Origin of the sequence: Nocardia acidivorans NBRC 108247 (genome assembly GCF_001625085.1) — a bacterium.
Lineage (GTDB): Bacteria > Actinomycetota > Actinomycetes > Mycobacteriales > Mycobacteriaceae > Nocardia > Nocardia acidivorans.
In genome coordinates, this window is the sequence record NZ_BDAW01000047.1 from 19,620 (window position 1) to 37,868 (window position 18,249).

Below are 18,249 nucleotides of genomic sequence, written 5' to 3' on the forward strand. Positions count from 1 at the left end.
CGCGCCTCACGCCTGCTGGGTCGGCAGCACAATGAGCTGACGCAGGTTGACGTGCGCGGGACGGCTCGTGGTGTACGCGATCAGATCGGCGATATCGTCGGCCGAGAGCGCGTCGATGACGGCGAACATGCCGTCCAACCCGCTGCTCAATGCCTCGTTGTCGATATGCGAGCCGAGTTCGGTAGCGGTCAGGCCCGGTTCGATATTGGTCACCCGCACCCGGCGCGAACCCAATTCGGTGCGCAGGCTCGCCGACAGGTGGGTGAGCGCGGCCTTGGTCGCCCCGTACACCGCGTAATCCGGGAAGGTCACGTGCGCGCCGATGGAGGAGATGTCCACCAGATCGGCGGTGCGCCCGGCCTCGGCCGCGGCCAGCAGGTCCGGTACGAACGCGCGAATGATGCGCAGCGCACCGGTGATATTGGTGTCGATCATGCGCACCCACTCGTCCTCGCGACCCGCCGCGATGGGGTTGGGCAGCATGACACCGGCCGAGTTGACCACCAGATCCACCGGGCCGAAGTGCGCGTGCACCCGGTCCGCCGCGGTGCGCACGCTCGCGGCATCGGTGATGTCGACGGGGACCGCCAGCGCCACCCCGCCCTCGGCCTCGATCTTGGCCACCAGGGTCTCGAGCCGATCCGCGCGCCGGGCCAGCAGCGCCACCCGGGCGCCATGGCGAGCCAGCAGCACTGCGGTCGCCTCACCCATTCCGCTCGCGGCTCCGGTGATGACGGCGGTGCGGCCGGACAGGTTCTCGTAGCTCATTTCCTTCTCCTTCGCTGAGGTCTGCACCCATCCTGAGCTGGCGCGACAGGGGTAGCGAGGGGTCCGGTTTTCCTGGGTCCGGCAGTACCAGGATCGGATATCCCTAGGGTGGGGGACATGGACAGCGATCTCGGCGAGTTTCTGCGATCCCGTCGCGCCCGCATCCAGCCCGCCGAGGCCGGATTGCGCGAATACGGCCGCCGCCGGGTGCCCGGCCTGCGCCGCGAGGAGGTGGCGCAGCTGGCCGGGGTCAGCGTGGACTACTACATCCGGCTGGAACAGGGGCGCGGGCGCAATGCCTCGGACGCGGTGCTGGACGCGGTCGCGCGGGCACTGCGGCTGACCGACTCCGAGCGACTGCATCTCTACGTCCTGGCCCGGCCCCGCGGTACGCATCCGACCGGTGGGGGCGGGGTGTATCAGGACTCGCTGCGGCCGGGGGCGCGCCTGGTGCTGGACGCCCTTGTCGCTCCCGCCTTCGTGCTGGGCCGCCGCATGGACGTGATCGCTTGGAATGACCTGGGCGACAAGGTGTCCGGCTTCTCCGCGGTGCCCGCCGCGGAGCGCAATCAGGCCCGCTATCTGTTCCTGAACCCGCTCGCACCGCGGTTCTATCCGGACTGGGAGACCGTGGGCGCCGAGACCGTGGCCTTCCTGCGCCGCGATGCCGGACTGCATCCGGACGATCCGAAACTGCACGCCCTGGTCGATGAGCTCACCACCCGCAGCGCGGACTTCCGGCGCATCTGGACCGCGCACCCGGTCAAGGAGAAGACGCACGGCGCCAAGCGAATCCGGCATCCGGAGGCCGGACTGCTGGAGATGGGCTACGAATCACTGCTGCTTCCGGGCGATCCCGATCAACTGCTCGTCGTCTACACCGCCGTTCCCGGCTCGGCCACCGCCGCCGCCCTGGCGGCCCTCGCCGCGAGCACCACCGCGCACGTCTGAGGAAAGGAGAGGCCCGTGAGCGCCTCCATCGAACACACCCCCGGTCGCTTCACCTCCAACGACACCGTCACCGTGGGAATCGGCCCGGTGAGCGTGGCGGAGGTGGTGCGTGTCGCCCGCTACGGTGCGCCGGTGCGGCTGTCGGCCGAATCACTGGCGCTGATCGCCGAAAGTCGCACGCGCATCCAGGAATTGGCCGACGATCCGAAGCCGGTGTACGGGGTTTCCACCGGATTCGGCGCGCTGGCCAGTCGGCATATTCCGCAGGAGTTGCGAACCCAGTTGCAGCGCAGCCTGATTCGCTCGCATGCGGCGGGCTCCGGGCCGGAGGTGGAGACCGAGGTGGTGCGCGCGCTCATGCTGCTGCGCCTGTCCACCCTGGCCACCGGGCGCACCGGCGTACGACCTGAGGTGGCACTGACCTACGCCGGAATGCTCTCGGCGGGCATCGCCCCGGTGGTGCGCGAATTCGGCAGCCTCGGCTGTTCGGGTGATCTCGCACCGCTGTCCCATATCGCGCTGGCCGCGATGGGCGAGGGGCAGGTCCGCACCGCCGACGGTGAATTGGTGCCCGCCGCAACCGCTTTGGCGCAGGCGGGGCTGGAGCCGGTGGTGCTCGCGGAGAAGGAGGGGCTCGCGCTCATCAACGGCACCGACGGCATGCTCGGCATGCTGGTGCTGGCGCTGCACGATCTCGACGGACTGCTGCGCCTGGCCGATATCGCCGCCGCCATGAGCGTGGAGGGTCAACTCGGCACCGATCGGGTCTTCGCGGCCGATCTACAGGCCCTGCGCCCGCATCCGGGACAGGCCGTCGCCGCGGCGAATATGACCCGGCTGCTCGCCGACTCCGAGATCGTCGCCAGCCATCGCGGGCCGGAATGCGCGCGTGTCCAGGACGCGTATTCGCTGCGCTGCGCACCGCAGGTCGCGGGTGCGGCCCGCGATACCGTCGAACACGCGCGAAGTGTGGCGCTGCGCGAATTGGCCAGCGCCGTGGACAATCCGGTCGTCACCCTGGACGGCCGGGTCGAATCCAACGGCAATTTCCACGGCGCGCCGGTCGCCTACGTACTGGACTTCCTCGCCATCGTGGTCGCCGATGTGGCGAGCATCAGTGAGCGGCGCACCGACCGCTTCCTGGATGTGGCCCGCAATCACGGTCTGAACGCTTTCCTCGCCGATGATCCCGGCGTGGACAGCGGACATATGATCGCCCAATACACCCAGGCCGCAATCGTTTCCGAGCTCAAGCGGCTCGCCAATCCGGCCAGCGTCGACTCCATTCCGTCCTCGGCCATGCAGGAGGACCACGTCTCCATGGGCTGGTCCGCCGCCCGCAAGCTGCGCCGCGCCATCGACGGGCTGACCCGGGTGCTCGCCATTGAAATCCTCACCGCCGCAAGGGGTATCGATATGCGCGCACCATTGACGCCCGCACCCGCCACGGCGGCCGTCATCGCGGCGCTGCGCGAGCAGGTGCCCGGTCCGGGCCCGGACCGCTACCTCGCGCCCGATATCGAGGCCGCCGTCAGCCTCGCCGCCGCGGGCGCATTGGTCGCCGCCGCCGAAGGGGTCGCCGGGCCGCTGGGCTGATCGCTCGCGATTGGTCGCCGCCGAAGGGGTTGCGGGGCAGCTGGGCTGATCGCTCGCGATTGGTCCCCGCCGCCGAAGGGTCGCCGGGCTGATCGCTCGCAGCCGAGGTGCCCGCTGCCGTGCCGCCCCGGGTGCGTCTCCCGGCACGGCATCCCTCGTTGCCGCGATATCGGCCTCGCACCGGGCCGATATCGACTGCACGGCTTCCACTCCGCACACCCTTTGACGTGGTAAACCGGCAGTATGACGGAGGCGGTCGGCACCGAGGCCGTGCCCACGGCGGCGGGGCGTTCGGCGGAATTCTGGGGTTACCTCATGTGGGGCCTCGCGGGTCTGGCCATTGCGCTGCCCGAATTGGCATCGGTCTTCCGATTGGCGGGCTGGCCCACCATTTCGGCGACCATCGGACATCTACAGGCCGAGCACTCCTGGGTGCGCGTGGTAGTGGTCTTCGTCATCGTGGTGACCGCCTACTACGCGGTGCCGCAACTGCTGATCAGCCCGAAACCGGTGGCGCGCACCGTGGCCGGGCGACCGGTGACGGCCAACGGCCGCGTCACCACCGCTACCGGGAATATCGAACTGCTCGGCGTCGGCTACCTTGCACTCGCCGCTGTCGCACTGATTCTCGGCGTACTCTTCGCCACCGGCGACCGTCACATGTCACCGGACTCCTACCTCGGCGCATACGTCCTCTACGGCATCATCGCCCTGGTCTGGGTCGTGATCCCGAGTATCCTGTCACTGTTCTTCAGCAAAGACGTCCCCTTCCCCACCCTCTTCCGCACCATCGGCTACCTGGAACGCCGCGCACACCCCGTAGCCGCGGTATCCCTCGCCCTCCTCGTGGTCCTGCTCTTACACCTGGCGCTCTACCCGTGGCCGCGCGTGGTGAGCTAGATCGCCGCCATTAGGCGAACATAAGCGTTTCGAAATCCGCGGCGCTCAGTATGAAATCCATGAAGTCACAGTACTTTTCGACTGTTGCGGGGGCCTTCGTCATCGCCGGGGCGGTATTCGGTGTTAACGCGGGGACCGCCAATGCCGCCTCGCTCGATCAATTCGTCACGCCGTCCGGGAATATCGGCTGTCTGATCGGTCCGGCGGGTGCGGTGTGTCAGATCCGGGAGCATTCCTATGCGATGCCGCAACGCCCGGACAGCTGCCACGGGAACTACGGCGATGTCTTCGCGGTGCAGTCCGGGGAGGCGGGACGGATCACCTGTCATACCGATGCTCCGGTCGATTTCCACTCGCGCACAGTCGGTTACGGCGGTCAGGTGCGGGAGGGCAACTTCGTCTGCACGGTCTCCACGCAGTATGTCCAGTGTGTCGACGCCACCTCCGGACACGGTTTCCAGCTCGCGCGCGAGTTCTACGAGGTTTACTAGACGGGGCGTGGATGCGGCTGGGCGGCAAGGAAACCGGGGCCCATTCTCGCCGCAATGTGCACGTCACCGAACCGGGTTAGGATCCGCGCACCACAGGATTGCGCCAGGTTTTCACCGCTCGGCGACATGAGCAGGAGGGAGCGGCGCCATCACGCTTCGCATTTGGCTGAGCAGCGCAGGGGCGGCAACAGCGCAGGTCATGCGGTTGTTGCGGCAGAATCCCGACGGGGTCGAGGTCGTCATCCACGCCAGCAATGTGGATCCGGGGGCGGCGGCGCTCTCGGTATGCGATGTCCCCGCCATCGAACCCAGACATGTCGGCAATGCCGAGTACGCCGAATTCGCACTCGACTTCTGCCGCCGGAACCATATCGATGTCCTCATCCCGCCGCGCCGTCTCACCGCGCTGGCGGGGCGCGCGGCGGATTTCGCCGCGATCGGCACCGGTCTCATGTGCTCGCCCCCGGCCGCCGTGCGAACCCTGACGGACAAAGTAGCCACCTACGAATCGGCAAGTGCCGCAGGAATTCCCGTGCCGCCGTGGCGTGCGGTCACCGATGCCGAGGGGCTGTATCGGGCCGTCGAGGAGCTGTCCCGCACCGACGAAATACTGTGCATCAAGCCCAGCGGCGAGTACTCCGCCTTCGGCTTCCGCATTCTCGACGACCGTCCGCTCACCCTGGCGACGCTACTGGCCGCACCCCAGCCCATCGCCTCCGTCGAGGCGGTCGCCGGTGCGCTGCGCCGCGCCGCCGAGGCGGGCGACCGCATACCCGAGCTGCTGGTCATGCCCTTCCTGGACGGCCCCGAGATCAGCATCGACTGCCTCTCCGCCCCCGGTGGCGAACTCCTGGTGGGCATTCCACGCGCCAAACAGGGCCGCTTCCGACTGCTCCTGGACGATCCGGCCCCGGTGGCCATCGCCGAGCGCCTGGTCCGCCACTTCGGACTCGCGTATCTGACCAATACCCAACTCCGCCACCGGCACGGCGAACCGGTCCTGCTGGAGGTCAATCCCCGCCCCTCGGCGGGCCTGTTCCAAACCGCCTTCGCCGATGTGAACCTGCCGTGGGCCGCGGTTCGCCTACTCCTGCACGGAGATTCGGGACTGCGTCAACCGCCGCGCCTGGGCACCTGCCTGGCGGTGGCGGAGGCTGTCATGGAGGTGTCCCCGCGCACCATCGCCCCGGATCCCGGTCCCGCACCGGCGATCAGGGCCCCGGAGCCGGTCCCCGCGCCCGTGCCGCACACCCCCGGGTCGATACCGGTGGGCGTGCCGTAGCTCCCAACTCCGGCCGGGCTCGCTGCCCTCAGGGCGCGAGTCCGGCGGCCAACTCGGCCGGATGTCGTTCCGCCACCTCGATGGCAGCCGTGACGAAGGCGGCCACCGCCCTGGAATGCGAACCCTCCGGCCAGGCGATGACGGTGCTGCTCGGGCTCAGATCGGTGACCGGAATGTAGGCGATATCCGGGCGGGGATACCGCGCGGCGGTCGAGGCGGGCACGAATGCGACTGCTTGACCGAACGCCACGACCTCGAGCAATTGCATGAGATCACCGACGGTGGGGCCGACCGGTCCGGGTTCGCCCGGCCCGCCCTCGGCCCAGGCCGAGGTGCGGGATGCCGGATCGCGGCCGTGCCAATAGTCATTCGACGCCGGGTCCCCGCCCGGCCAGTGCGGGAGGGGTTCACCGGCGAGATCGGCGCGCCGTAGCCGAGTGCGCCCGGCGAATCGGTGCGTCGCGGTCATGGCGACCACGCGCGGTTCACTGGACAGCTCCCAGACCTCCAGCCCGTGAGTATCGAACGGACTGCGCAGCAGGGCGACATCGGCCGCACCGGAACGCAATTGGCCTGCGGGACCGCCGAATCCGGCGAAGCTGATATCGACGGCGGGCAGTCCCGGACGGCTGTAGGCGGCGATGATCCGGCGCAGCAGATCACTGTCCCCACCCGGTTTGAGCGTCACGGTGAGTCGCGGTTCGGGCCGGGCCGCGCGCACTGTGCGGGTGATGGCGGCGTCCGCGGCGTCCAGCACCAGCCTCGCCTGTTCCAGCAGTACGGCCCCGGCCGGAGTCAGCTCGACCCGGCGCGTATCGCGATCCAATAGTCTTGCGCCGAGCCGTGATTCGAGCTGTGCGATGGCCTTGGAGAGCGGGGATTGCGCCATGCCCAGACGTTCGGCTGCCCGGGAGAAGTTCAGTTCGGTGGCGACGGCGACGAAGTACCGGAGCTCACGCAGTTCGACATCCCTCATCACTGCCCCTTACCTGCGGTTAGACCTCACGAGTCTAGATCGGGAGGCGATCGGTCTTTCCGCGGCACGGGGATGCGGGCGTTCACTGATTGCGGGAAATACCGAATCGCCCGTACCGGAGAGTGAAATATCATGAGCAACAATGCTTCTCGTCAGATCGCACTGGTCACCGGGGCCAACAAGGGGATGGGCCGGGAAACGGTCCGCCGACTCGCGGCCGCGGGAATGACGGTGCTGCTGGGCGCTCGCGATCCCGAACGCGGCCGGACCGCGGCGGCCGAATTGGCCGCGGACGGCGCGGACGTGCGCTTCGTCCACCTGGACGTCACCGACGCCGCCACCGTCGAGGCGGCTGCCAGATTGATCGAGCAGGAGTTCGGACGGCTGGACGTACTGGTCAACAATGCGGGCATCAGCGTCGAGAATCAGGTCCCGGTCACCGGCATCACCGCCGAGGCCATGCGAATCACCTATGAGACCAACGTATTCGGCGTCGTCACGGTCACCAACACCCTGCTGCCGCTGCTGCGCCGCGCCGAACATGCCCGCATAGTCAATGTCTCCAGCCTGCTGGGCTCGCTCACCACCGCCGCCGATCCGAACGGACCGCTCGCGGGATGGCCCGCCGCGGCCCTACTGGCCTACAACTCCTCGAAATCCGCACTGAATGCCCTGACCATCATGTGGGCCAATGCCCTGCGCGCCGAAGGCATTACGGTGAACGCCGCCGATCCCGGCTATGTGGCGACCGATCTGAACCAGCATGCCGGGACCGGCACCGTCGAAGAGGGTGCGCAGATCATGGTCACCCTCGCCACGCTGCCCGCCGACGGCCCCACCGGCACCTTCCGATCGGCCGTGGGTCCGCACCCCTGGTGATCCGCTAGTCGGGGATCGCCCGCTCCACGACCATCCGGACCAGTTCTCCGGCTCGTTCCTCGGTGAAAACTCCGGGGAGCGTGAGGCGTTCGACGATCAACCAGTTCAATGCCAGATACAGCAGCACGACGGTATCCTCGTCACCCGGCTGTCCGGTGCCGTGATAGTTGCCGATATTGAAGTCCAGATCGGCCCGCACCCGCTCGGTGAGCAGGGCCTGCAATTCGGGTCGCCGGGTGGCCTCGAGCCGGAGCTCGAGAAGTGCGAGATAGCCGGTGCGGAATCCGGCGACCCGCGCGATCACCTCGGTCATGACTTCGGTCAGGCTCGCGCGGGTCTGCGGTCCCCGGGATTTCCGCATGGCCTCTTCGCTGGGAACCAGCCGCTCGTAGTACCGATGTCCCACCTGCACGAACAGCTCATCCCGGTTCGCGAAGTAGTTCGAGGCGGTCCCGGCGGGCACCGCCGCCTCCTTGTCCACCGCCCGGAAGGTCAGTCCGCGTGCCCCTTCCCGGGCCAGGACCTCGATCGATGCGTCCAGCAGGGCCTGCCGTCGCTCGGGATTCGTACGCACCACTTGACACCACTCCATCTGTAGTACTACGTTTCAAAGAACTTCACGCAGAGTACTACAGATGAGGCGGTTAACATGCGAAATCTCGTTTACTACGTGGCGGTCTCCCTCGACGGCTACATCGCAGGTCCGCAGGGCGAATTCGACTTCTACCCGATGTGCGACGACATGACCGCTTGGAGCAATCAGGAGTACCCGGAGACGGTGCCCACCCATTTGCGTGCGCACTTCGGCATGGCGGTGGATGCGCCGAACAAGAGTTTCGACACCGTGCTGATGGGCCGCGGCACCTACGAACCCGGCCTCGCGGTCGGTGCGAGCAGCCCGTACAACCATCTGAAGCAGTTCGTCTTCTCGAGCACGCTCGCACCCGTCGACAACCCGCAGGTCGAGATTGTCGACACCGACCCCGTCGGCCTGGTCCGCGACCTGAAAAGCCAACCGGGCCTGGATATCTGGCTCTGCGGTGGTGGCAACCTGGCCGGCCAGTTGATCGACGAGATCGACCGGCTGATCATCAAGAGCTACCCGGTCGTCGCCGGTGCGGGCATCCCCGCCTTCTCCGCCAACTTCAAACCCGCCCGATTCCAGGTCACCCGCCGCCAGGAATTCAGCACCGGCGCGCAAACCAGCTGGTTCGACCGCGCCTGACCTATCCCGCGAAAATTCTTTCGCCGCCGTGTCGATCCGTCGTAGCGCCCATTCGACCTTGGAGTGAGAGGGTCGGGAAGCGACCCGGGACCAGGAGGACCGTTGTGAAGTACATGTTGATCTGGCGGGCAACCGATGAGGGTAAGGCGGCCATGATGGGCGTCGATTTCGAGAAGATGCTCGAGACGATGGGGCGGTACAACGATGAGCTGATCCGCGCCGGGGTTTTGGTCGCGGCCGAGGGGCTCGATGCCGCCGAAGAGGGTGTGGTGGTGGACTTCTCGTCGGAGCCTCCGATCGTCACCGATGGGCCGTACGGGGAGACGAAGGAGTTGTTCGGTGGTTTCTACATTCTGAATGTGGCTTCCAAACAGGAGGCGATCGAATGGGCCAGGCGGGCGCCGTCATTCGGGCCCGGGTTCAAGACCGAGATTCGGCGGATCACCACCATCGATGAATTCCCGCAGGACAACGAGTGGATTCAGCGGGAACGGGCGTGGCGCGAGGCCACCGGACAGCTGTGAGTCGCTGAGCCGATGGTCGATTCCACGGGGCGGGCGGCCGTTGCCGCGGTGTGGCGGATCGAGTCCGCGCGGATTGTCGGCGCGCTCGCCCGCTACACCGGCGATTTCCCCATGGCCGAGGATCTGGCGCAGGAGGCGCTGGCCGAGGCGCTGGTGAATTGGCCGCGCGAGGGCGTGCCGCGCAATCCGGCCGGATGGCTGTTGACGGTCGGGCGGCGGCGGGCCATCGACGCGTTCCGGCGCCGCGCCGCGCTCGACGACCGGTACTCCGCCCTCGCCCGCGAACTGGGTGAGGGCGGGGTCGCCGCCGGTGGTCCGCCCGTGGAATCGGCGGAGCCGCAGTGGGATCCCGATCAGATCGATGACGATGTGCTCGCGCTCATCTTCATCTCCTGCCATCCCGTGCTGGCGCGCGAGGCCCGGATCGCGCTCACACTGCGGGTGGTGGGCGGCCTGTCCAGCGATGAGATCGCCAAGGCGTTCCTGACGCCGACCGCCACCGTGCAGGCCCGCATCACGCGGGCGAAGAAAACCCTTGCGGCAGCGCGTATCCCATTCGCCGTACCCTCCGCGCAAGAGCGTGGTGAGCGTCTCGGTTCGGTGCTGAGCGTGCTGTACGTGATCTTCACCGAGGGTTCTTCCGCCACCTCCGGAACGGATCTCATTCGATTCGATCTGGCCGGTGAGGCGCTGCGCCTGGCTCGTATCCTGGCCCGGCTCATGCCCGCCGAACCCGAGGTGCACGGACTGCTGGCGCTGCTCGAACTCACCGCCGCCAGATTTCCGGCCCGCACCGATCCCGACGGACAGCCGATTCTGCTGGAGAACCAGAATCGCCGCCGCTGGGATCGTGCCGCCATCCGCCGCGGCCGCGCCGCCCTGGATCAGGCCGGCCGCCACGGCCGCGGTCTGGGTGCGTACGGCCTGCAGGCCGCGATCGCGGAGTGTCACGCGGTCGCCACCTCCGTCGAAACCACCGACTGGGATCGCATCGTGTTGCTTTACGAGGCCCTGAGCCGCCTTGCCCCGTCACCGATCGTCGATCTCAATCGCGCGGTGGCGGTCTCCATGGCACAGGGCCCGCCCCCCGCGCTACTCCTGGTAGATGAGCTCGAAACCACCGCGGCGCTGGCCAATTCGCACCTGCTGCCCACCGTTCGAGGCGAATTGCTGACCCGCCTGGGTCGTACCGACGAGGCGCGCATCGAACTCGAACGCGCCCTCGGCCGCTGCGGAAGCGAACCCGAACGTGCCCTACTGCGAAGAAAACTCGCCGAACTGGGTCCAAACTCGCTGTCGTAAAGGCGGATTCGGTACCGTCAGCGGCCCGGCCCGGCCCGGCACCGGGATGCGCCGCAGCCCATTCGGCGCGACAGGTGACGGTCGCGCGCCCGGTGCCGGTCACCGTCGACGGTACCCACCGCACCGCGTGGGAACGCATCGAGCAGATCGCGTCGATCGGCGAGCTCGCGGATCGCCTGGGGGTCCAGGGTGGTGAAGTCTGATACACCCGGACCGGATCGAGTGCGTCCCGGGATGGGGACCGAGCTGGTCAGGCGGATCGCCGAACCGCACGACGTGGTCGGTCTCGATCGCGGCCAGGCACTGATCGACCGGGGTGGCCTCCCCGCGCGGCGGCGGTCCAGGACTCCGTCTACCGACTCGGCGAGGAGATCGCCCCCCCGCCCTGCGCCGCCACATCGGAAGTGCCGCTCCCGCGGCGGCAGTGGGCTGACCTCGGCGTTCCGCTCGATCGCCGATAACCCTGGCTTATCGGCCGGACCCTGATCTCTTATTGATCGACGGCCCTGACGGCCGTTCCCGTATGCGTACCAAACAGTTTGCGAGCGTGGGTGATTCGTGATTGCCTCGAAGGGTGTTCCGGTGCCGTTCGGGCGGGAGTGTCGAGAGGAGCCCTCGTGGCGATCCACAGCGGTGTGCAATCGGCGGCGGCGTATCGGTCGGCGCTGTGGTCCGTGCGGCTGATATTCCTGCTCTCCGGTCTGCTTTTCGCCACCTGGGCGGCGCGAATACCGACGGTCAAGGAAAGCCTCGGGCTCGACGACGCGGGGCTCGCCGTGGTTTTCGCCGGATTGAATATCGGCGCGATCGCCGGGTTGCAACTGGGCAAGTTCCTCACGCTGCGGTTCGGGAGCAGGTCTGCGCTGCGGGTCGCGGTGCCGGTGTTCGCGATATGCCTACCCGGCCTGCTGCTGGTGCCCGATCGGATCGGATTGACCACTGCCGCTGTCGTTTTCGCGATGGCGAACAGCGTGGTGGACGTCGCGATGAACGCGCACGGCGTCATTGTCGAGAAGGTGAGTGGGCGTGCGCTGCTCTCGGGCATCCATGCCTACTTCAGCATGGGCCTGATCGGCGGTTCACTGGTCGGCGCGCTGGCCGAACGGCTGAGCGTATCGCTGGTGGCGCATTTCTGGGTGGTGGCATTGCTCGCCATAGCGACGGCCGCGGCGAGCTCGGGCCGCCTGCTCCCCTCGGCCGCCGACAGCGTCGCCGGAGCCGAGCCCGGCGGTGGCCGCCGCTGGCCCGCCCGATTGATCGTCCTGGGCCTGCTGGCCTTCGCTGTCGCGCTGGTCGAGGGGGCCGCCAATGACTGGTCGGCGGTCTATCTGCGGGACGAAACCCATGCCGGTGGCACCGCCGCCGCTGTCGGTTTCGCGATTTTCGCCGCGGGCATGACCCTCGGCAGACTGGCCGGTGATCAGCTCGTGGCCCGCTTCGGCCGGGTGCGCCCGTTCGCGGCCGGAACGCTCACCGCGGGTATCGGTTTCGGGGCGGCGCTGCTGGTAGGCGGCACGATTCCCGCACTCATCGGACTGGCCCTGCTGGGATTCGGCATCTCCTACACCCTGCCATTGACCTTCGCCGCCGGCGGGGACGTCCCGGGCATTCCGGTCGCCAGATCCATCGCCAATGTCTCGATCCTCGGATACTGCGGTTTCTTCACCGGACCCGTACTGATCGGTTTCCTGGCCCACCACTGGGGATTGAGCGCCGGTCTCGCGGTCCCCGTCGCCATAGCGATCCTCGCCGCGCTCGGCGCTCGCGCCCTCGGCCCCGTCACTCGGCCCCCGGCGCACTCGAGATCCCTGTCCGCCGAGGACAATTCGCACTGACGGTGCTCACCCGTCCGGTCGAGGGTGGTGGACGAGGCCGGGAAACTCCCCGCGCCCCGGGCTATCGAGCTGGATGTCGAGCCGTGGGTGCGGCATCGAGCGGAGCCGAAACCGGTTGCGGCACAGTGCATGGTCGAGTACGCCAGCTCGGGCGGCGATGGGAGGGGGCCGGTGCGGGGGCGGCGGCCCCGGCGTAGGAGGTGGGGTGATCGGTGTTGTCGGATGGAGTGTGCACGTAACTCCTCGTGGGGCGGGTGGTCAGTCGTGGGCGGGACGGGTGGTCAGGACGGCGACCGAGGCCAGCGCGCTGAGGGCCGCGCCGAACCATAGGACCGCCGTCGAGGTGAGGGAGTTGGCCACCAGCCCACCGAACAGTGCGCCCAGGGCGATGGCGAGGTTGAAGACCGAGGTGTTCAACGCGGTAGCGGCTTCAGCCGATTCGGGGGCCGCACGCAGAATCCAGGTTTGGACCCCGACCGGGATACCACCGAACGACAAGCCCCACACGATCATCAGGACGATGCCGGTGGCGGGATTGCCGCCGATGAGGCCGATCAGCACCAGCACCGACGCCAGTGCGACGCTGATGGCGATGATCGTGGCGCGGACATTGCGCCCGGTGGCCACCCCGGTGGCGAAGTTGCCGATGATGCCCGCGATCCCGAACCCGAGCAGTACCGGGCCCAGCAGTGATCGGTCGATTCCCATGTGCGACTCGACAATCGGACCGGCGAAGGTGAAGGCCGCGAAGTGCCCACTCACCAGCAGGAAGGTCACCAGCACCCCGGTGCGCACAACCGGCTTGGCGAACTGTTCGGCCAGGGTACGCAGGTGCACCGGGGTGTCGGCGGGTAGCGCGGGTAGCAGCCAGAGCAGTCCGGCGACCACGATCAATCCCAGTCCACCCAGCAGCCCGAAGGCGATCCGCCAATCGGTGAGTTCACCGATCAGCGTGCCCGCCGGAATTCCGAGCACATTGGCCGCGGTGGCGCCGCCGAAGGCGATCGCGGTGGCCTTGGGCACGAACGCCTCGGGCACCATGCGTACCGCGATACCGGCTGCCAGGGACCAGAATCCGCCGATGGCGATACCGATCAGCAGCCGGGAGATGAGCAGTACCGCGAAGTTCGGTGCGAGCGCCGACAGCAGATTCGCCCCGATCATCAGGGTGATGAGACCGAGCAGCACATGGCGTCGGTCGAGGCGGCCGATGGCCACCGGCAGCAGTGGCGCGGTGGCCGAGGCGACCAGACCGGGCACGGTGACCATCAGTCCGGCGGTGCCCTCGGAGATATTCAGATCGCTGCTGACCGAGGTCAGCAACCCCACCGGGAGTTGTTCGGAGGTGACCACCGCGAAGGTGCCCAGGGCCACCGCGGCCACACCGAACCAACGGGCGACCGACACCCGTTCTTCGATACCTGAGGGATCCGCGGTTGCGATACTGGTCATGCACTCACTCCTTGCTGAGAATAGTGATCACCCCCTTCCGGGAGCGGTCAGATGGCCGCTCGGCCGCGTTGCAGAGCCTGCGCGATGGCTACGGTTCGGCGGGTCTGGAATTCGATGGCCGCCAGCTCCACCTCACCGGGCGGGATTTCACCGTTGTTCGAAATATGGCTGGTGCCATAGGGATTGCCCATTTGAAACTGGATCGGATCGGCGTAGCCGGGTGGCACGACGATCGCTCCCCAGTGATAGAAGGTGTTGTTCAAGGCCAGAATGGTGGACTCTTGACCGCCGTGAGCTGTCGCGGTGGCGGTGAACGATGAGGCGACCTTGTCGACGAGTTTGCCTTGCGCCCACAACGGGCCCGTGGTGTCGATGAACTGCTTGAGCTGGGCGGCGGGCAGGCCGAATCGGGTCGGTGCGCCGAGCAGGATCACATCGGCCCACTCCAGATCGGCCGGGGCCGCCTCGACGACGTGCTGGGTCGCGGCAGTATGTGCGGACCAGCCCGCATTGGATGCGATCGCCTGTGCGGGAGCGAGTTCGGCCACCTTGCGCAGGCGCACTTGCGCTCCGGCCTTCTCCGCGGCGGTGGCGGCGGCCTTGGCCAGTTCGAAGACCGTACCGGTGGCCGAGTAGTACACGACGGCGACATTGACAGGGGATTCAGACATGGGGCTTCCGTTGGTCGGATCGAGGGAGTGGGTAAGGGGGCTGCTCTGCCGGCTTCCGGTCAGTCGTCGAGAGCCTGGTAGATCGCGGTCCAGAAATCGTGGATCAGCCATGCCGGATCCGGTGTGGACAGCCCGACCGGAGTGAACAGGATGCCGGTGAGCCGATTGCTCGGATCGGCGTAGGCCGTGGTGCCGGTGCCGCCGTCCCAGCCGAACTGCCCGACCGGCGCGTAATCGCCGCGGTAGGTCCGCACCGCCATCCCGAAGCCCCAGCCGCCCTGCTGCCCCTGTCCGAATGACAGATGAACGTTGTTCTTGGCCAGCGTGTTTCGATCGGCCTGTTGTTCGGGGGTGAGGCGATTGGTGGTCATCAACTCGACGGCGGGCCGGGACAGGATCCGTTCGGAGCCGTGCATCCCCTGGTTCAGCAGCATGCGGAAATAGGCGTGGTAGTCATCGACGGTCGAGACCAGTCCACCGCCGCCGTGCTGGAATGCCGGAGGGCTGCTGTACCTTCCGCCTTCCGCCTCGTCCCACACGATGAATTCGCCGGTCTGCGGGTCGGGCGTGTAACTGGGGCCCATCCGGTGCATCTGGTCCGCGGGAACGTGGAAACCGGTGTCCTTCATGCCCAGCGGCTCGAAGATGCGCTCGCGCAGAAACGATTCGAAGCTCTGACCGGAAACCCGGGCGACGAGCACGCCGAGCACATCGTGGCTGAGTTCGTACTGCCACCGCTCGCCCGGCTGGTATGACAGCGGCAGCTCGCCGAGACGGCGCATCCACTTGTCGGGTTCCGGCGCGGGGCCCACGTCGGGGTTGTAGTTGGCCCGATCCAGGACCTCGGTCATGATCGGCGAGCCCATCAGCGTCAGGTCGACGCCGAGCCCGAAGGTGGAGCTCAGCAGATCCCGGACGGTGATCGGCCGCCGCGCGGGCACGGTGTCGTCCAGCGGCCCATCGGCCGCTCGCAGCACCTGGCGATCGGCCAGTTCGGGCAGCCACGGATCCACCGGATCATCCAGGTGGAACCGGCATTCGTCGAGCAGAACCATGGCGGCGGCCACCGTGACCGGCTTGGACACCGAGGCCATGCGGAAGATGGCGTCGCGGCGCATCGGCGTACCGCCCTCGGCGCGCATGGTCCCCAAGGTCTCGACGTAGGAGTCCTCGCCCCGGCTGACCATGGCGACGAGCCCGGGGATCTTCCCGGTTTCGACGTGCCGGGTCAGCACATCGCGTACTCGGCGCAGCCCCGCTTCCGAGAAGCCGCCTGTGTTGTTTTCCATCGGAATCTCCTTTCGCGACACCGAATCTAGGACCGATCCGAGTACCTCAGGAGGGGCGCCGCGCGCCGTGCAAGTGGCCTCACACGCCATATCGTCCAGATGGAAGTAGTCGTCGATCTATATGCTCCGCCGATGATCGAAGGCACCATTCCCGCGCGGACCGCCGGACTGATCCGGGCGACGGCCTTGCGGGTCGGCGTCGCGCCCGCCCAGCTCACGGGCGTCTCAGGACTGGATCCCGCCGACCTCGACAGCGACCTCACTCGCGTGCCGACCGAATCGGCCTGGCGCATGTGGGAATTGATAGCCGGTTTCGCGGGACCGGGCTCGGGACTGTGCGCGACGGCCACCGCGGGCCGGGGCGGGCTCAGCGCGTGGGATTATCTGTTCTCCAGCGGCCCGACTCTCGCCGAGAGCCTCCGTACAGCCATGGAACTGCGCGCGATCGTGACGGACCCGGCGGTCGGCTGGGAGGTGATCGAAGACGGTGGTCTGCTCACCATTCGCGACTCGGTCGGGATCGAGCCGGATATGGTGCTGGCTCCCATCGAGGAATTCGTGCTCTCCCTCATGCTGCGCCGGGTGCGCGAGGCCACCCGGCAACCGCTGGTGCCGGTGCGGGTCGCCTTCACCCATCGCTCCGCCCGGCGCCACGGATTTCTGGTGGATGAATTCGGCACCAGCAGACTGGACTTCGCCGCGCCCCGGGCCGAGATCACCTTCCTCGACGCCGGTGCGCTCCCCACCGGAGCCGACCCGTACATGGGGCGAATCATGCGGCAGTACGTCGAACTGACGCTCGCCTCCTCACGCTCGGTCCCCGACTGGCATGAACAGCTCCGGCACGCCATCGCGGCCGCCCTGAGCCGTGGCGACCTGGAACTCGACCGCGTGGCTCGCCGCCTGGCCATCAGTCCCCGCACCCTGCAGCGCCGTCTGCACGAGATGAACACCACGTGGCGCAAGGAGGTCGAAACCGTCCGCTATGAACAGGCCCTGAACCTGTTGCGCGACACCGGTCTTCCCGTCCGTTCGGTCGCATCCCGGCTCGGTTACGCCGACGCCCGCGCCCTGCACCGCGCCTTCCGCCGCTGGACCGCTACGACCCCGGACGCCTATCGACGGGAAATCATCACGGCACATCGGGATTCTTCCGGTCCGGCTCTCGCTCGACGTGGCGAGCACCGCTGACCCGACCGATTGTGCGATCGCAAACGCCTCACCAGCCGCTCTGAGCCGGGGCTTCGGCTGACAGATCAGTGTCGGCAGCCTCCGCGATTCCAGCGCCCATTGACGGTCCGATCAGCGAGGGGCGGTATGGGCGCGCGTCGGATGGTCGGCATCATGGGCGTGGACGACCGGGATCGCCCGAGCGAGCGGGTTGTCGTGAGCGGCTCATGAATCGGTGCGGAGGCGATAGCCGACGCCGCGCACGGTTTCGATCGTGGCCAGGTCGAAGGGGATGTCGATTTTCTTGCGGAGGTATCCGATGTAGACCTCGACGACATTGTCGGCGCCCTCGTAGTGGGCGTCCCATACCGAGTGCAGGATTTCGGCTTTGGTTACGACGTCGTCCTTGTGGCGCATCAGGAACTCCAGAACTCCGAATTCGCGCGGTGTCAGGGTGAGCGGCTCGTCGCGGCGGGTTGCTCGGTGGCGGGCGGGGTCGAGTGACAATGTGCCGGCGGTCAGTACGGTGGGGCGTTCGGGTGCGCCGCGGCGCACCAAGGCGCGCAGCCGCGCGACGAGAACGACGAATGAGAACGGTTTGGTGAGGTAGTCGTCGGCACCGAGGTCGAACGCGTCGGCCAGATCGTATTCGCCGTCTTTGGCCGACAGCATCAGCACCGGCGTCCAGACTCGGTGTTCCCGTAATTCCCGCACGATCTGGTAGCCGTGCTTGCCGGGCAGCATGATGTCGAGCACGATGACGTCGAAATCGTCGCTGACGGCCAGGTCGAAGCCAACATTGCCGTCGTGTGCGATCTCGACGACGAACCCCTCGGCAGTGAGACCACGACGCAATGTCTCTGCCAGGCGTTCCTCATCCTCGACCACCAGGACCCGCATCGAGCGGCACCTCCTATCGTTTCTGTCGTCTGCGGACT

At 67.6% G+C, this 18,249-nt stretch carries 19 protein-coding genes; 12 read left to right on the forward strand and 7 right to left on the reverse strand.

The features are described 5' to 3' along the window. Positions 1-6: 6 nt before the first annotated feature. Complete coding sequence (locus tag NA10_RS23915; protein ID WP_067571792.1) at positions 7-768, reverse strand: SDR family oxidoreductase; 762 nt, start codon at positions 766-768, stop codon at positions 7-9. A 117-nt stretch (positions 769-885) separates the two neighbouring features. On the opposite strand from NA10_RS23915, the gene NA10_RS23920 reads away from it, so the two are divergent. From NA10_RS23920 to NA10_RS23940, 5 genes are all read left to right on the forward strand, one after another. Next, entirely contained in the window at positions 886-1,719 is an 834-nt protein-coding gene (locus tag NA10_RS23920) for a helix-turn-helix domain-containing protein (RefSeq protein ID WP_067571706.1), read from the forward strand. A 15-nt stretch (positions 1,720-1,734) separates the two neighbouring features. Beyond that, positions 1,735-3,315, forward strand: a complete 1,581-nt coding sequence (gene hutH, locus NA10_RS23925; RefSeq protein ID WP_245677745.1) for a histidine ammonia-lyase — start codon at positions 1,735-1,737, stop codon at positions 3,313-3,315. 243 nt (positions 3,316-3,558) lie between these two features. Then, positions 3,559-4,215: a hypothetical protein gene (locus NA10_RS23930; protein ID WP_067571708.1), complete on the forward strand. Its 657-nt coding sequence runs from the start codon at positions 3,559-3,561 to the stop codon at positions 4,213-4,215. Between the two features lie 59 nt (positions 4,216-4,274). Next, a complete protein-coding gene (locus NA10_RS23935; RefSeq protein WP_157556709.1) occupies positions 4,275-4,706 on the forward strand; it encodes a DUF6636 domain-containing protein in 432 nt (143 codons plus the stop codon). Positions 4,707-4,905: 199 nt separating this feature from the next. After that, positions 4,906-5,988 (forward strand): ATP-grasp domain-containing protein, encoded by a 1,083-nt coding sequence (locus tag NA10_RS23940; protein ID WP_067571712.1) that lies wholly within the window; start codon positions 4,906-4,908, stop codon positions 5,986-5,988. A 28-nt stretch (positions 5,989-6,016) separates the two neighbouring features. Here the strand turns inward: NA10_RS23940 and NA10_RS23945 are convergent, their stop codons facing one another. Next, entirely contained in the window at positions 6,017-6,964 is a 948-nt protein-coding gene (locus NA10_RS23945) for a LysR family transcriptional regulator (protein WP_067571714.1), read from the reverse strand. Positions 6,965-7,096: 132 nt separating this feature from the next. On the opposite strand from NA10_RS23945, the gene NA10_RS23950 reads away from it, so the two are divergent. Continuing rightward, positions 7,097-7,843, forward strand: a complete 747-nt coding sequence (locus tag NA10_RS23950; protein ID WP_067571716.1) for an SDR family oxidoreductase — start codon at positions 7,097-7,099, stop codon at positions 7,841-7,843. A 4-nt stretch (positions 7,844-7,847) separates the two neighbouring features. Here the strand turns inward: NA10_RS23950 and NA10_RS23955 are convergent, their stop codons facing one another. Next, positions 7,848-8,420, reverse strand: coding sequence for a TetR/AcrR family transcriptional regulator (locus tag NA10_RS23955; protein WP_067571718.1), 573 nt, complete (start codon positions 8,418-8,420; stop codon positions 7,848-7,850). Positions 8,421-8,492: 72 nt separating this feature from the next. On the opposite strand from NA10_RS23955, the gene NA10_RS23960 reads away from it, so the two are divergent. The 5 genes from NA10_RS23960 (at position 8,493) to NA10_RS23975 (ending at position 12,729) form a co-directional block, all read left to right on the forward strand. Continuing rightward, on the forward strand, positions 8,493-9,068 hold the full coding sequence (locus tag NA10_RS23960; RefSeq protein ID WP_067571720.1) for a dihydrofolate reductase family protein: 576 nt from the start codon (positions 8,493-8,495) through the stop codon (positions 9,066-9,068). Positions 9,069-9,172: 104 nt separating this feature from the next. Next, complete coding sequence (locus tag NA10_RS23965; protein ID WP_067571722.1) at positions 9,173-9,592, forward strand: YciI family protein; 420 nt, start codon at positions 9,173-9,175, stop codon at positions 9,590-9,592. 12 nt (positions 9,593-9,604) lie between these two features. Beyond that, the gene (locus tag NA10_RS23970) at positions 9,605-10,894 is read left to right on the forward strand and encodes an RNA polymerase sigma factor (RefSeq protein ID WP_067571724.1); all 1,290 of its coding nucleotides are present in this window, start codon (positions 9,605-9,607) and stop codon (positions 10,892-10,894) included. Positions 10,895-10,968: 74 nt separating this feature from the next. Continuing rightward, positions 10,969-11,097, forward strand: coding sequence for a hypothetical protein (locus tag NA10_RS39220; RefSeq protein ID WP_281180232.1), 129 nt, complete (start codon positions 10,969-10,971; stop codon positions 11,095-11,097). 414 nt (positions 11,098-11,511) lie between these two features. Beyond that, positions 11,512-12,729: an MFS transporter gene (locus NA10_RS23975; protein WP_067571726.1), complete on the forward strand. Its 1,218-nt coding sequence runs from the start codon at positions 11,512-11,514 to the stop codon at positions 12,727-12,729. A 258-nt stretch (positions 12,730-12,987) separates the two neighbouring features. Here NA10_RS23975 and NA10_RS23980 read toward each other — a convergent pair whose 3' ends face one another. From NA10_RS23980 to NA10_RS23990, 3 genes are read right to left on the reverse strand one after another with little or no spacing between them, the layout of a single operon-like run. Then, entirely contained in the window at positions 12,988-14,181 is a 1,194-nt protein-coding gene (locus tag NA10_RS23980) for an MFS transporter (RefSeq protein WP_067571728.1), read from the reverse strand. 47 nt (positions 14,182-14,228) lie between these two features. Next, entirely contained in the window at positions 14,229-14,852 is a 624-nt protein-coding gene (gene wrbA, locus NA10_RS23985) for an NAD(P)H:quinone oxidoreductase (RefSeq protein ID WP_067571730.1), read from the reverse strand. Positions 14,853-14,911: 59 nt separating this feature from the next. Continuing rightward, entirely contained in the window at positions 14,912-16,141 is a 1,230-nt protein-coding gene (locus NA10_RS23990) for a serine hydrolase domain-containing protein (protein ID WP_067571795.1), read from the reverse strand. 132 nt (positions 16,142-16,273) lie between these two features. On the opposite strand from NA10_RS23990, the gene NA10_RS23995 reads away from it, so the two are divergent. Further along, positions 16,274-17,332 (forward strand): helix-turn-helix domain-containing protein, encoded by a 1,059-nt coding sequence (locus NA10_RS23995; RefSeq protein ID WP_067571732.1) that lies wholly within the window; start codon positions 16,274-16,276, stop codon positions 17,330-17,332. 204 nt (positions 17,333-17,536) lie between these two features. Here the strand turns inward: NA10_RS23995 and NA10_RS24000 are convergent, their stop codons facing one another. After that, complete coding sequence (locus NA10_RS24000; protein WP_067571734.1) at positions 17,537-18,211, reverse strand: response regulator transcription factor; 675 nt, start codon at positions 18,209-18,211, stop codon at positions 17,537-17,539. Positions 18,212-18,249: the final 38 nt, after the last annotated feature.